Genomic DNA, 13,667 nt, shown 5'->3' with positions numbered 1-13,667 from the left:
CTCAGTACCTTTCGACCGAATGCAACAGGGAGGCGAGGAAGGCGACGTCGGCCCCCTCGAGTGAGTCCAGGATCGTTCGACCCGCCGCCGGCGGGACCGCGACGGAAGGAACGACGAGCACGGCGCATCCCGCAGCCTCGGCCGCCGCCACACCCACGGGCGTGTCCTCGACGGCGACACATGCGCGCGGGTCGACCCCCAGGGCCGCCGCGGCCGCGAGATAGGGGTCCGGCGCCGGCTTGGAGCAGACCGTGTCCTCGACGGCGATCGTCGTGGTGAACCGCGTCGCGCCGAGCGTCTCGCGCACCACGTCGACGACACGTCGTGGTGATGCCGTCACGATCGCGGTGGGAATCCGCGCGCGGACCAGTTCATCGAGCAGCGACAACACGCCGGGACGCGGAACCACGTCGTTGGCGACCAGGGCCGCGAACGCCTCGTCGAGCTCGCGGGCAAGCGCATCCGGGTCGGGCGCCGCCGGCCCCAGTGCCCGGCACAAGTGGGCCGCGGTGTGATCGGCGGGCCGCCCCACGACCGCCGGCGCGTCGGCATCGGAGAGGGGGCGTCCGAGCCGTGCCGCGACCTGCTCGACGGCGTCCCACCACAGTCGCTCGGTATCGACCAGTGTCCCGTCCATGTCGAAGAGGACGGCTGCCGGGGCACCGGGGAGGGTATCAGGGCTCATCGGGCGCGCCTCCAGAATCGACGACTGGACGAAACGGATTGCTGAACTGCACTTCTGACCGGTTCGGCGGTCCCGCTCGGACGGTCCACCAGCACCGGACGGTCCGGTAGTGCGAGGGTCACGGCGGTGCCCGCGCCGAGCGCGGCGGCGGCGGTGGTCGACACGTCCGCAATCACCACGCGGCCGTCCGGCAGCTGCACGGTCAGCCGCGTGCCGGCGCCGCGGAATGCTGCACCGGTGATGCGGGACGTTCCGTCGTCGGACGCCGTCACGCCGAGGGATTCCGGGCGCACGAGCACATCGACGTCGCGGGCTCCGCTTCCGGACTCCGCAGAGCCCGGAAGTTCCCCATGGACGGGCAGCCTGCGGCCGAGGACGTGCACCGCCCGCCCGCCCGCCTCGAGCCGTCCCGGTAGTCGGCTCATGACCCCGACGAACTCGGCGACGAACGCCGTCGCGGGGCGCTCGTAGAGCTCGGTCGGAGGTGCGCACTGCTCCATCTGCCCGGACCGCATGACCGCAACCCGGTCGGCCATGGAGAGGGCCTCCTCCTGGTCGTGGGTCACGAACAGCGTCGTGATGCCCAACTGCTTTTGTAGACGGCGGATCTCGTCCCGCAGAGTCTGTCGCACCTGCGCATCGAGCGCGGACAGCGGCTCGTCCAGCAGCAGGACCCGGGGCTGCAGCGCGAGGGCACGCGCCAAGGCGATCCGCTGCTGCTGCCCGCCGGAGAGCTGGCTCGGGAACCGCGCGGCGTGCTGCGGCAGCCCGACCAGCTCCAGCAACTCCATCGCGCGGGCACGCCGGGCGGACTTGCCCGTCCCCTGCATCCGCAGACCGAAGGCGACGTTGTCGACGGCGGTCAGATGCGGGAAGAGGCTGTAGGACTGGAACACCATGCCCACGTCCCGCCGGTGCGCGGGAATCCTCGTGATGTCCTCGCCGTCCATGCGCACCGTGCCCGCGTCCGGGCGTTCGAAGCCGGCGACGGTGCGCAGCGCGGTTGTCTTGCCGCAGCCGGACGGGCCGAGCAGGGCCAGCAGTTCGCCGGGGTGGACCTCCAGGTTCAGGCCGTCCAATGCCGTTGTGGCGCCGAAGGTACGGCGCAGTCCGCGGAACTCCACGGTGGAACCGGCTCCCGCGGTGGCGGCGGGCGTCCGATCGGTCAGTAGTGCGGTCATGAGGCCTCCTCGAGGCGTTTGGTGCGTCCGGCTGCGGCGACGAGCATGAGCAGCGCCCAGGTGCCGAGCAGGCCGACGATGGACACGGCCACCGACATCTGCGCCTCGGAACCGCTGATGACGACGGTCCACACCGCGAACGGCTGGTACCCGAGCAGTGCGGCGACGGCGTACTCGCCGAGGACGAGGGCAAGGGTCAGGAAGGCGGCGTTGAGAAGCGCGCCGCGCAGATTCGGCAGCACCACGTGGATGAGGGTGCGCGGCCACGAGGACCCGCAGGACCGCGCGGCTTCGACGAGGACCCGCAGATCGAGTGCCGACAGGCCGGCGTCGAGCGTGCTGTAGGCCAGCGGCAGGGCCATCACGGCAAAGGCGAGCACCAGGATCACGGGAAAGTCGGGATCCTGCAACGCAACCAGGCCGTCGAACAGCGGCGTGCCGTAGTAGCGATCCGCGCCCCACCTCAGCAGCGTGGTGATGCCGGCGCCCAGGGCGACGGCCGGGACGACCAGCGGCAGCAGACAGACCGCCTGGACGAGCGTGCGCAGACGTGGTGCGGCGATCCGCACCGCCAGCAGCGCCGGCACCAGCAATCCGAGTACGACCGCGATCGTTGCCGCGGCCACCTTCAGCGTCAGTGCGAGGCTGCCGGCCAGGCCCGTCGCGCTGCCGATGCCGGTGTAGGCGTCGAGGCTGACCTGCCGGCCCGGCGACCCGATGCCCACGCTGAACGCGAACGCGCACACGATCGGGACCACGAAATAGATACCGGCGACCAACAGCACGACCCTGCGACCGAGTCCCGGCCTGGACATCGTCAGGCCAGCCATCGTGCACTCCTTCGCTGCAGCGGCAGGTAGATGGCCATGACGATCGCCGCGATCAGCACCATGTCCAGGCCGAGGGCAAGGGCGACGTTGCCCTGCCCCACCAAGACGTCGCCCGACAGGCCTGCCGCGATCTGCACCGTGACCAGTTGCACGCTGCTGCCGGCGATCGCCGCGGCCGTCGCGTAGGTGCTGAATGCCGTCCCGAACAGCAGGACGAACCCGCCGAGCAGCGACGGCAGCAGGATCGGCAAGGCCACGTGCCGCCAGTACTGCGCCGTGCTCGCGCGATTGTTGGCGGCCGCCTCACGCCACTGCACGCGCAGACCCTCGAGTGCCGGGGTGAGGGTCAGGACCATCAGCGGGATCAGGAAGTAGAGGTAGACGACGGTCAGGCCCCGCATGTCGTAGAGGCTCCAGCCGAGGTCGCCGAGATGGAAGGCGTTGGTGAGGACGCCCGCGTTGCCGAGGGTCGCGACGAACGCGAAGGCCAGGGGAACTCCGCCGAAGTTGGCGAGGACTCCGGCCGCCGCCAAGACTGCCTCGCGCAGGGCCCGGAACCGCGACGTCACGATGGCGTGCGCGATCGGCAGTCCGACGATCGCGCCGATCGCCGCGGCCGTCGCCGAGAGCTTCATGCTGCCGATCAGGCTCGATCGGTACGGATCCTGCAGCGTCGCAGTCATGTTGGCTGTGGTCAGCCCACCCTCGCCGGAACCGGTCGAGGGCGTGGTGAACGCGCCGATCACCATCGTGGCGACGGGCAGACCCAACGCGATTGCCGCGAACAGCAGCAGCGGGAGGACGCCGAGCCAGCCCCCCATGGCCACCCGGTGGCGACGCCGGGGGACGGACTGGGTGTCAGCGGCGGGGACCGGGGTGCTCCCACTCCCGGCAGTGGTCATCTGGATACTCATCTGGCGAGCACGCCGCCCCAGCCTTGGCTGACGACTGCCTTGGCCTGCGTCGACTGTACTTCCGTCGGGAAGACCGGCGCGGCGGCGTCGACCTCGGGCAGCCTGGCCGCCGCGGTGGCGTCGAGCGTTCCCGCCTTCTCCATCGCGGGCATGAGCGCCGGACGGGCGTAGCCCTTCAACCACAGGTTCTGTCCCTCAGGGCTGTAGAGGAACTCCTGCCAGAGCCGCGCCGCGGCCGGGTGCGGCGCCCACTTCACGATTGCCTGCGAGTAGAACTGGGCGAACAAGCCGTCGGCCGGGATCGCGACCTGCCAATCGACCCCCTTGTCTCGGAGCGAGTCGCTGTAGCCGGCGTTGAGGTAGTCCCAGTTGACGCTGATGGGGGTCTCGCCCTTCTGGATGGTCGCGGGCGTCGACTCGACCGGGTTGAAGTTGCCGACTTCGCTGAGCTTGGCGAAGTAGTCCAGGCCCGGCTGGATGTTGTCGTAGGAGCCGCCATTGGAGAGAGCGGCCGCGAAGACGGCAGCGAATGCTGAACCGGACTGCGTGGGGTTGCCGGTCAGCGCGACCATGCCCTTGTACTGCGGGTCGAGCAGGTCGGCAAAAGTCTTCGGGCACTTCGCAACGCGCGCGTTGTCGCAGCCGATCGAGACGTAACCGCCCATGTCGTTGTACCACCGCGCGTCGGCGTCCTTCTGGCCCTCGGGGATGTCGCCGAACGCCTGCACGCGGTACGGCGCCAGCAGGCCCTGCTCGGCGGCGCTGATTCCGAAAGTGTGGCCCACGTCGAGGACGTCCGGCGATCGGTCCTGCCCCTTGCGCGAGGTCGCGGCGTTGATCTCGTCCTGACTGGACGCGTCCGGATTCTCGACCTCGACGTCGATCCCGTACTTCGCCTCGAAGGTGTCGATGATCTCGCCGTAATTGGCCCAGTCCCGCGGGAGGGCGATGGCGTTCAACTTGCCCTCCTGCTTCGCGGCGGCGATGAGGCCGTCCATACCGCCGAAGTCTTCGGCCGAGGTGGCGGTCGAGGACTTGCCGGTGTCGCTGTCCGTCTTCGTGCTGGTCAGTCCGCAGCCTGCGAGTGTCGACAGGGCGATCGCCAGCGAGCAAGCAAGGCTCGCCTGGCGAAGGTGGTGCATTCGCATCGTGTCTCCTGATCAATGTTGGCTATACAACTTCGCCATCATTCCGCCAGAGCGACGTTGCCATGAGGTGAACGATTCGGAATCGAGTCGTGAAGATTGACCGGCCGAGAACCGTCGATCTCTCGCCGAGGGACGCCTGTGACCAGTGGGAAGAGTTCTGAGAGCTACGATCGGGTCAAAGAGCACCGGGTGCCGGAAGGAGACGGACATTGGCTGATTCGGGGGGCAAGCGCCCGCGCGCCGAGTATCGAAGGTTGGCGGCCGAGTTGAAGGAGGCGATCACGTCGGGAGAGTTCGGTTCCGGGGATCGGCTGCCCAGCGAGGAGAGTCTCGCCGGGCAGTACGGCGTCTCCCGTGGCACCGTCCGCCAGGCCCTGGCCGTCCTGCGCGCGAACGGACTGGTCACCTCACGACGTGGTACACGCCGCGTCATTCTCGGCACTGCGCGCACGCAGAGCTTCTTCGAGTTACTCAGCTTCACGGGCTGGGCGCACTCGATCGGCGAGGATCCCGGAAGTCGAACGGTCGAGATCGAGCACCGGGCCGCGGTGCCACTCGAGTGCGAGCAGCTCCAGCTCGAACCGGGATCGCACATCTACCGGGTGGTGCGTCTGCGGACTCTCTCGCGGGTTCCCGTCATGCTCGAGCGCGCCATCTACCCCGAGCGGATCGGAAAACTGATAGCCGCCTTGCCTCCGGATGCCCCCTCTCACGCGAACCCCCTGCTGGAGGAGGGTGTTGTGTTCACCGATGCCGATCACACCATCGACCTCGTCGACGCAGATGCGGACGACGCCCGTCTCCTGGGTTGCGGCGAGGGCTCACCGCTGCTCCGCGAGCGCAGGCGTGTCACCGACCCCGCCAGCACCCCGTTGCTGTGGTCCGACGACCGCTTCCTTCCCGGCACGGTCTCGTTCACCGTGCACAACTCCGTAGCCACAACGGCCCTGTCGCGCCGCCGTGGCTAGTCTCGGTTGGGTGGCGACGTCCCTGCCGCAGCTGCGGCTGAGTCTCCCCGCGGTCCAGCACAACGTCGATCTCATGGCGGCGTGGTGCCGCGACCGCGGCGTCGAGCTGTGCCCGCACATCAAGACGACGATGACCCGGCCCATCGTCCAGAGACAGCTGGACGCCGGCGCGTGGGGCGTCACGGTCGCCACGGTTCGTCAAGCCTCCATTGCCCTCGAATGGGGGGCGCGGCGCATCCTCATCGCCAACGAGGTGATCCACGGCCCCGATCTCGAACAGCTCCGGGCGTGGCTGGACGCGGACCCGTCGTTCGAGCTCTACCTGCTGGTGGACTCGACGGCGGGCCTGAGCCTGGCGGGAACGGTCATGCGGGGCGCTGCCAATCCACTGAGGGTCCTCGTCGACGTCGGGACCCCGGGCGGGCGAACCGGAGTCCGGGACGCCCCGGCGGCGCTGGGCCTCGCCCGGGAGTGTGAGAACGTGCCGGGAATCGCCCTCGCGGGCGTCGCGGGGTACGAGGGTGTTCGCCCCAACCGTCGGGACGCGGACATCGTCACGCAGGTCGATGCGCATTGCCGGGAGACGGTGGACGCCTTCCGCGCGGTGTCGCCGTGGATCCAGACCGAAAAGCCGGTGTTCAGCATGGGTGGCTCGGCCTTTCCGGATCGGGTCATCGAGGCTATCGCGGAGCTGCCGGAACGGGGCGGGCGTGTGATCCCGGTGTTGCGGTCGGGTTGCTACGTGACGCACGACCACGGAACTTACGCGGAGGTGTCACCGGTGCCAGGCCTGCGTGCGGCGCTGACGGTCCGGGCTGTCGTCCTGTCCGCGCCGGAGCCGGGGAGGATCGTGGTCGGCGCCGGAAAACGCGAGCTTCCCTACGACGCCGGCCTGCCGGTGCTGGTGTCTGCCACCGATGCCCAGGGAACCCCCCGCCGGTCGGCGAAGGCGACCGCGACCCAAATCTACGACCACCATCTCGTCCTCACCGATACGGTGGGGCTGGATGTCGGTGACATAGTCGATCTCGGCATCTCCCACCCGTGTTCGGCCTTCGACCGCTGGCCCGACATCACAGTGGTCGACGACGGCCGTGTGGAGGCGGTGTGGCACCCGCAGTTCCGCTGAATCCATCCTTGGATGGATTTCTCGAGCAGAGTTGTGAAGCCGCCGGATCCGTAAAGCTAAGGTAATAGCATGTCTGTCGTCTACAACATCCTCGTTGCCGTCCACCTGCTGGGCATGGCCGCGATCGTCGGTGGTTACCTCTCGGTCCTGAAGGCCCCCCGCGTCAGCGAGGTGATGGTCTGGGGCGCTCGAATCCAGTTGCTGTCCGGCATCGTGATCGTCGGGCTCGGCGAGTCGATCGACTCGCTCGGCAAGGACTACGACATGGCGAAGATCGGCGTCAAGCTGGTGATCACCCTGATCATCGTGGCTGTTGCCGAGATCGGCCGGGCACGGCAGAAGCGTGGCGAGGGCAACCCCAACTTCGCGCACATCGTCGGAATCCTGGCGATCGTCAACGCGCTGATCGCGGTGCTCTGGACGAGCTACTGACATCCGACTCGAACACACGACGGGCGCCCTCCACACGGAGGGCGCCCGTCGTCGTAGGCGGCGGCGATCAGCCGGGGACGTTCGCCATCTTGCCGAGCCAGATGCGGGCATCCTCGGGCAGATTGCCCGACGCCTCCGCGTGCTTGCACCACTTCTTCGCCATCGACAGGAAGTTCATCGGGTTGTAGGCGTCCTCCTCGTGCGACCACAGGTTGTCGCCCGCGTAATGCAGGATCGTGATGTTCGCGGCGCCGTGATCGGTGCCGTCGCCGGGATCCTCCATCGGGTTCTGCACCTCGCAGATCACCCAGCCACGCTCCTCGTCGATGACGTACCAGGAGACGGGGAACTCGGGCATACGGTTGCCGGGGAAGGCCGTCATCGTCCGGGTGACCCAGCGGCGGATCTCCTCGCGGCCGGTGAAGCTGCCGAACGCGTGCTCGAGGTAGGTCGCGTCCTCGGTGAACTGGTCGGCGAAGGCGTTCCAGTCGCGGGTCTGCGTCGCCTGCACGACGGTCTTCTGGTAGTTCTCGAACGCGGCTTCGAGTTCTTCGCGGGTCCACGCCATCGCTGCGCTCCTCCTGGTCGGTTGCGGGACGACTTCACCTGCAACCTAACGCAGGGCTGGAACGTGTTTCAGTTTTTCGTCGCAATCGACCAGATTGTCAGGTTCCGTGGAGTTCGGTCCATATGCCGAACGGCGGTGGTCCCTCGCCGAGCACCTTGACGCCGTGCGCCGGCGTGCCGGTCAGGGCGTCGGCGTGCTTGACGTGCATCCACTGGTAGCCGGCGAGGAGGTGCTCTTCGGACGTCGCCTTGTTGACGACCACGTTGTCGCCGTTGGCGCGTTGTTCGAGGTACCAGCCGCTGTCCGGGCCCGCCAGGACCCACCACTTCTCTCTGCTCATGGTCGTTACTCCCGTCCTGGAGCGACTACGCGATGCCCCTCTCAACGCTACCGCTGCGGTGGGGTGAAACAAGTCGTGCCGAATGACCGATATGTGGATGCGGTCCGGGCCTCGGATCGGCTTCGGATACCGTTAGCGGTCCGAAATCAGCTACGACGCGGAGGGTCTCGTGGAATTCCTCATCAACCTGTTCTATACGATCGCTGCGAATCTCTACATGGGCTCCTCGGGGGCAGTGAACGGCGGATCGTCGGGCGGGGGCCAGACGACGCAGACGCCGTAGCCCGCGGGCTCGAACGTCGAACGCCCGCCCCGATGCATATCGGGGCGGGCGTTCGTGTCTGTGCGCCGGAAGCCGCGTGTCAGGCGTGGCGCTTGCCCGCGGCTCCCGGCGTCGTGGCTTTCGGGATGAAGAACGCGAACACCAGCGACACCACGGCGGCCACGATGGCGATGACGAACGTTGCGCGGAAGGCGTCGAACGACGGAATCGTCGCCGTCCCGAGCGTCACCGTCATGCTCGCCAGCACGACGCTGATGACCGCCGCGGCACTGGACGTGCCGACCGACCGCATCAGCGAGTTCAGACCGTTGGCCGCCGCGGTCTCCGAGACGGGGACGGCGCCGATGATGAGGGCCGGCATGGAGGCGTACGACAGGCCGACGCCGGCACCGATGATCATTCCGCCGACGACGATCATCCACACCGAGGACGACAGGAAGTAGACGAACCCGTAGCCCAGGCCGACCACGACCGAGCCCACCATGAGGGTGAAGCGCGGGCCGCGCCAGGCCGAGATCTTCGCGGACACGGGTGACAGCGCCATCATCACGAGACCGCCCGGCGCCAGTGCGATGCCGGCGGTGACCATCGACAGGCCGAGCCCGTAGCCGGTGGACTCCGGTGCCATCAGCAGCTGGGGGAGCGTCAGCGAGTTGCCGTACATCGAGAAGCCGATCGCGATCGACGCCAGATTCGTGAACAGGACGTTCGGCCGTGCGGACACGCGCAGGTCGACCAGCGGACGAGCGGTCCGCAGCTGCACGAAGCCCCACGCCACGAACACCACGACGGACCCCGCGAGCAGGCCCAGGGTCAGTGGATCGCTCCAGCCCCACGTTCCGCCCTTGGTGATCGGGAGCAGGAACAGGATCAATGCCGTGCTCAATCCGACGGCGCCGACGAAGTCGAAACGTCCGGGATTGCGGACCGTGGACTCGGGGATCACGATCACGGCGAGCGCGACACACAGGAGTCCGAGTCCGGCCGACATCCAGAACAGCACGTGCCAGTCCGCGACCTGTGCGACGGCCGCGGCGACCGGTAGCCCGATCGCACCGCCGACGCCGAGGGTGGCACTGACGATGGCCATCGCGCCGGCGACCTTCCGCGGCGGAAGTTCGTCTCGCAGGATGCTGATGCCGAGCGGGATCACACCGACCGACGCGCCCTGCAGTGCGCGACCGACGATCAACGGAATCAGTGAATTGGCGAAGGCGCAGACCACCGAGCCGATCACGACGAGCAGCAAGCTCGCGACCAGAATCCTCTTCTTGCCGAACATGTCGCCGAGGCGTCCGCTGATGGGTGTCACCACCGCGGCCGCGAGAAGCGTCGCGGTGACCGCCCACGAAGCGTCGGCCGGCGTCGCCGAAAGAAGGTGCGGCAGTTGCGGAATGATCGGAACGACCAGTGTCTGCATAAGGGCGACGACGATGCCGCAGAAACCGAGAATCGCGACGATGGCGCCGCTGGATCTGGATTTCGCGGTGTCCGTCGACGGGGACGCGACGGTTGCACTCAAAATGGGGCTCCTCGGATTTACTGCTACACAACAAATTTGCAAGAATGTGTACGGTACACATGGATGTGCACGATGCACAAAGCGGACATTGGGGGCAATGTCGGAGCGAGAGGGTGACGGGTGTCCGACGGAGACCGGACGATGACGGACATCGAGTACGAGTTGACGCTGTTGTCGCGCTACCACGCCCTCGCGCAGCAGCGGGGCGGGCAGAAGCTCGACAGGTCCGCGTACCTGATCCTCGCGAGGCTCGAACTGGAACAGCCGATGAGCCTCAAGGAACTGGCGGAGGCGTTCGTGCTGGACATCTCGACGATCAACCGGCAGGTCGGCGCGCTCGAACGCCACGGCTTCGTCGAACGCGTCGCCGACCCGGACGGCGGTGTGGCGCGCAAGGTACGGCCGACGGAGTCAGGGCTGGACCGGCTGCACCTCGACCGCGACCTGAACCGCACCGGGATCGGTCGGGTGCTCGGCGGCTGGGACGTGGACGAGATCCGGCTCCTCAGGGACATGCTCGTCCGGTTCAACCGGGGTGTCGAGGAAATCGAGGGGCAGCCGTGGCCCCGTCCGGCGGCAGGCTAGGACTGGACGTGCCGCGTCGTCGACTGGACCAGGTCGGGTTCGTCGGGCACCACCACGAGCGTCGGGCGCTGGTCGGGGGCGTGACCCACCGCGCGCCACGACAGCAGTGACCACCGGGACAGTCCCGACAACGCGGAGCCCACGCTCGCGAACGACAGTGAGGACAGTGCGGAGCCGGCTGACCCGATGGATCCGATCGACAGGATCGAGCCGACGCTACCGATGGACAGGATCGAGCCGACGCTGCCGATCGAGAGGATCGAGCCCTCCGAACGGATCGAGAGGATGGATCGTCGGGAATGCCGGGAACGGATCGACTGCATGTTGTCGGCCATTCCCCGGTCTACCACGAACGGACGCGGTGTGAACAGTGAAGGCCCCACCGAAATTCTCGGTGGGGCCTTCACTGTCGGACGGTGAACCTACGCGACGGTGAACATTCCGATCGTCGGCAGGAAGTTGCACGTTAGCGGCGCCGCGCCCTCGGGCTCGGTGGTGAGGTCGCCGGAGATCACCGCGAGCACCCGGCCCGGGCCGGTGTTCGAGATGACCGACAGCGTCGCCGGGCCGTCCGGGTTGATCCGCGCCTCGGTGGTGAGGGTCTGCGTCTCACGACGGCCGTTGTCGACGTTGATCCAGGTGACCGTCATGCCCTGGGTGGGGGCGGCCTTCGCCGTGCCGAGCGCGGTGAAGACGAAACCGGCCTGGCCGGCAGCCGGCCCCGGCGGGGGCAGGTGTGCGGGGCCCGGCACCGCGAGGGCGGTGCCGACCGCGTCGCTCGACGGGGCGATGCAGCCCTTGCCGACGGTCGGGTAGAGGAACTGGGCGATCGCGGGCCCGTCCTGGGGGATCTCGGGTCCGCCGCCGCCGCTGCCGTCGAGGAAGGTGATGACACGCTCGAGGGTGGACTTGAGTTCGGGCGGCAGGTTGGCCGACTCGAGCAGTGCACGCGCCTGAGCGAGCAGGTCGTTCTTGGTGTCGACGTCGGCGATGTCCGCCGGAACGGCGGCCGCGCCCAGGATGGCGGGGGCGAGGGACGCCAGCGCGTCGATGGAGACGTCCTCGGGGACACCCGGAAGGGTCGGTTGCGCGACCGCGTTGGCCGGAACGGCGAGCGCCGCCGCGGCCGCAACTGCACACGCGGTGAGTGCTCGTCGCATTCCTCGGTTACGAATCACGGTTTACCCCATCCTTGTCGTTCAGACGCGTGCGGAGCAGCGTCGGTCTGCCGAGCGGGCGCCACGGCCCATCACGGTCGCGGGTCACTCTATGGATCGACCCCCGATGTGTACAGACTCTTCTGTACGACCCATTCGTGACCTGCGTCCCGAGGAGTCTATGCAAGCTGTGACGTGACTGCCATCGCTTGGTGACCATATCGCGTGACTTATGGGGAAAATGTGAACCTTGATGCAACTGTTACTGATGAGCAAGGTATTTTCTGTGCCCATCGGCGTCGGGTTAGGCTGACGCGACACCTGGTCGTTCCCCCGCTGCGTCACACTGGGTGCTTACTGCCAGCACACGATCACGGGAGAGCACCAGCCAGTGTCTCAGCTTGCACGTGCCGGGCGGCGGCCACGCGCGCACGCGGCGTATCGCACACTCGTCGGCTGGGCGCCCGCGCTGCTCGCACTGTCGGTGCTGGCCAGGCTGCTGTGGATGGTCCTGACGCCCAACGGTCTCAATCTCGTCGACCTGCACGTGTACGTCGACGGCTCCGCAGCGCTCCTGAGCGGTGACCTGTACGGATTCACGTATTCGGAAGAGACACCCGAGTTCCCGCTGCCCTTCACATATCCGCCGTTCGCGGCGCTCGTGTTCCTGCCGCTGCACTACCTGCCGTTCTCGGTCGTCGGATTCTGTTGGCAGCTGTGCACCGTCCTCGCCCTGTACTGGGTGATCCGAATCAGCCTCGAGCTGCTGGTCGGATCGGCCGCCGTCGGGGACCGGCACTGGAAGTACCTGGCGATGCTGTGGACCGCGATCGGGGTGTGGACCGAACCGGTGCGCACGACGCTCGACTACGGCCAGGTCAATGTGTTCCTCGTCCTCGGTGCGATGCTGGCCGTCCGCAGCACCCGCTGGTGGGTGTCCGGTGGCATCGTCGGGATCCTCGCCGGCATCAAGCTGACCCCCGCCGTCACCGGCCTGTACTTCGTCGCTCAGCGCCGCTGGCGCGCCGCGGTGTTCTCGGCGATCGCGTTCTTCGGAACCATCGGGCTGAGCTACCTCGTGATCAGTGCACAGGCTCGTGACTACTTCACGTCGAAGTTCGGTGACGCCGACCGGATCGGACCCGTCGGGTCGGCGTGGAACCAGTCGCTGCGCGGCGCCCTCAGCAGGATCGTCGGCCACGACGTCGAGTCGGGTCCCGTGTGGCTGATCGCGGTCGCGCTGTCGGCCCTGCTCGCCTTCCTGGCGTGGCGCGCCCTGGCCCGCGACGACAGGCTCGGCACGCTGGTCCTGGTGCAACTCTTCGGACTGCTGATCTCCCCGATCTCGTGGGTCCACCACTGGGTGTGGGTGTTGCCGATGCTCATCTGGCTCGTCCACGGTCCGTATGCGCGGATGGTCGGCACCCGCGTCGTCGCGTCGCTGTGGCTGATCGTGACCGTGATCGGTGTGCCGTGGGTCCTCAAGCAGGTCGAGGACGACGCGATCTCACGGCCCGGCGCGCTCGCGTGGGCGGGCACCGTCAACGTCGCCGGCGCGCTCGTCGTGTTCGCGTGGGTCGCCTATGCCGGCCGACGCGTGCGCGCTACGCAGACGCGGCCAGATCGTCGATCCGCCGTGCCAGCTCCAGATCCAGCGCAGTGATCCCGCCGGCGGAATGCGTGGCGAGGGAATACGTCACTTTCCGCCAGCGGATGTCGATGTCGGGATGGTGGTTCATCGACTCCGCGGCCTCCGCAACCCGATCCACCAGCGTGATCGCGGCGGGAAAGCTGGCGGATTCGACGGTGCGGACCAAGGTGTCGCCGTCGCGTCGCCAGGTCGGCAGGTTCGTCAGTGCGGAGTCGATCTCGGTATCGGACAGCAACTCGGCCATACCTCATGATGGTGCGATGGGGAGGGGACC

The 13,667-nt window shown here is 67.9% G+C and carries 16 protein-coding genes; 5 read left to right on the top strand and 11 right to left on the bottom strand.

The features are described 5' to 3' along the window. Position 1: 1 nt before the first annotated feature. The 5 genes from J2X34_RS07660 to J2X34_RS07640 are packed head-to-tail and all read right to left on the bottom strand — an operon-like array spanning position 2 to position 4,758. Positions 2–685: an HAD family hydrolase gene (locus tag J2X34_RS07660; protein ID WP_174909082.1), complete on the bottom strand. Its 684-nt coding sequence runs from the start codon at positions 683–685 to the stop codon at positions 2–4. Continuing rightward, a complete protein-coding gene (locus J2X34_RS07655) occupies positions 682–1,866 on the bottom strand; it encodes an ABC transporter ATP-binding protein (protein WP_114718404.1) in 1,185 nt (394 codons plus the stop codon). Before J2X34_RS07655 ends, J2X34_RS07660 begins: the two co-directional genes overlap by 4 nt. Beyond that, positions 1,863–2,696: an ABC transporter permease gene (locus J2X34_RS07650; protein ID WP_217487193.1), complete on the bottom strand. Its 834-nt coding sequence runs from the start codon at positions 2,694–2,696 to the stop codon at positions 1,863–1,865. The genes J2X34_RS07655 and J2X34_RS07650 overlap by 4 nt, the downstream gene beginning before the upstream one ends. Beyond that, positions 2,684–3,598 (bottom strand): ABC transporter permease, encoded by a 915-nt coding sequence (locus J2X34_RS07645; RefSeq protein ID WP_114718567.1) that lies wholly within the window; start codon positions 3,596–3,598, stop codon positions 2,684–2,686. The genes J2X34_RS07650 and J2X34_RS07645 overlap by 13 nt, the downstream gene beginning before the upstream one ends. An 8-nt stretch (positions 3,599–3,606) precedes the next feature. Beyond that, on the bottom strand, positions 3,607–4,758 hold the full coding sequence (locus tag J2X34_RS07640) for an ABC transporter substrate-binding protein (protein ID WP_114718406.1): 1,152 nt from the start codon (positions 4,756–4,758) through the stop codon (positions 3,607–3,609). Between the two features lie 209 nt (positions 4,759–4,967). Here J2X34_RS07640 and J2X34_RS07635 point away from each other — a divergent pair, with 209 nt between their 5' ends. From J2X34_RS07635 to J2X34_RS07625, 3 genes are all read left to right on the top strand, one after another. Continuing rightward, entirely contained in the window at positions 4,968–5,726 is a 759-nt protein-coding gene (locus tag J2X34_RS07635) for a GntR family transcriptional regulator (protein ID WP_429516478.1), read from the top strand. A 10-nt stretch (positions 5,727–5,736) separates the two neighbouring features. Then, complete coding sequence (locus J2X34_RS07630; protein WP_429516477.1) at positions 5,737–6,855, top strand: alanine racemase; 1,119 nt, start codon at positions 5,737–5,739, stop codon at positions 6,853–6,855. Positions 6,856–6,924: 69 nt separating this feature from the next. Next, positions 6,925–7,287, top strand: a complete 363-nt coding sequence (locus J2X34_RS07625) for a hypothetical protein (RefSeq protein ID WP_114718408.1) — start codon at positions 6,925–6,927, stop codon at positions 7,285–7,287. Positions 7,288–7,354: 67 nt separating this feature from the next. Here J2X34_RS07625 and J2X34_RS07620 read toward each other — a convergent pair whose 3' ends face one another. The 3 genes from J2X34_RS07620 to J2X34_RS07610 all read right to left on the bottom strand — a co-directional run bounded on the left by J2X34_RS07620 (position 7,355) and on the right by J2X34_RS07610 (position 10,000). After that, positions 7,355–7,855 carry a nuclear transport factor 2 family protein gene (locus tag J2X34_RS07620; RefSeq protein ID WP_114718409.1) on the bottom strand — a complete coding sequence of 167 codons (501 nt, stop codon included), beginning with the start codon at positions 7,853–7,855 and terminating at the stop codon, positions 7,355–7,357. 97 nt (positions 7,856–7,952) lie between these two features. Continuing rightward, the gene (locus tag J2X34_RS07615; protein WP_114718410.1) at positions 7,953–8,195 is read right to left on the bottom strand and encodes a maltose regulon activator MalT; all 243 of its coding nucleotides are present in this window, start codon (positions 8,193–8,195) and stop codon (positions 7,953–7,955) included. 362 nt (positions 8,196–8,557) lie between these two features. After that, entirely contained in the window at positions 8,558–10,000 is a 1,443-nt protein-coding gene (locus J2X34_RS07610) for an MFS transporter (RefSeq protein WP_114718411.1), read from the bottom strand. A 141-nt stretch (positions 10,001–10,141) separates the two neighbouring features. Between J2X34_RS07610 and J2X34_RS07605 the strand changes: the two genes are divergently transcribed. After that, on the top strand, positions 10,142–10,585 hold the full coding sequence (locus tag J2X34_RS07605; protein ID WP_429516476.1) for a MarR family winged helix-turn-helix transcriptional regulator: 444 nt from the start codon (positions 10,142–10,144) through the stop codon (positions 10,583–10,585). On the opposite strand, the gene J2X34_RS07600 is transcribed toward J2X34_RS07605, so the two are convergent. Further along, on the bottom strand, positions 10,582–10,920 hold the full coding sequence (locus J2X34_RS07600; RefSeq protein WP_114718413.1) for a hypothetical protein: 339 nt from the start codon (positions 10,918–10,920) through the stop codon (positions 10,582–10,584). The genes J2X34_RS07605 and J2X34_RS07600 overlap by 4 nt on opposite strands. 87 nt (positions 10,921–11,007) lie before the next feature. Beyond that, complete coding sequence (locus tag J2X34_RS07595; protein WP_114718414.1) at positions 11,008–11,745, bottom strand: Rv1157c family protein; 738 nt, start codon at positions 11,743–11,745, stop codon at positions 11,008–11,010. 388 nt (positions 11,746–12,133) lie between these two features. On the opposite strand from J2X34_RS07595, the gene J2X34_RS07590 reads away from it, so the two are divergent. Beyond that, positions 12,134–13,405: a mannosyltransferase gene (locus J2X34_RS07590; protein WP_114718415.1), complete on the top strand. Its 1,272-nt coding sequence runs from the start codon at positions 12,134–12,136 to the stop codon at positions 13,403–13,405. Here J2X34_RS07590 and J2X34_RS07585 read toward each other — a convergent pair. Next, a complete protein-coding gene (locus J2X34_RS07585) occupies positions 13,347–13,637 on the bottom strand; it encodes a 4a-hydroxytetrahydrobiopterin dehydratase (RefSeq protein ID WP_114718416.1) in 291 nt (96 codons plus the stop codon). The genes J2X34_RS07590 and J2X34_RS07585 overlap by 59 nt on opposite strands. Positions 13,638–13,667: the final 30 nt, after the last annotated feature.

This window comes from Rhodococcus sp. BE178, from assembly GCF_050433545.1.
Lineage (GTDB): Bacteria > Actinomycetota > Actinomycetes > Mycobacteriales > Mycobacteriaceae > Prescottella.
Note: the sequence above shows the minus strand (reverse complement) of the source record. Positions and strands in the feature narration are given on the sequence as shown.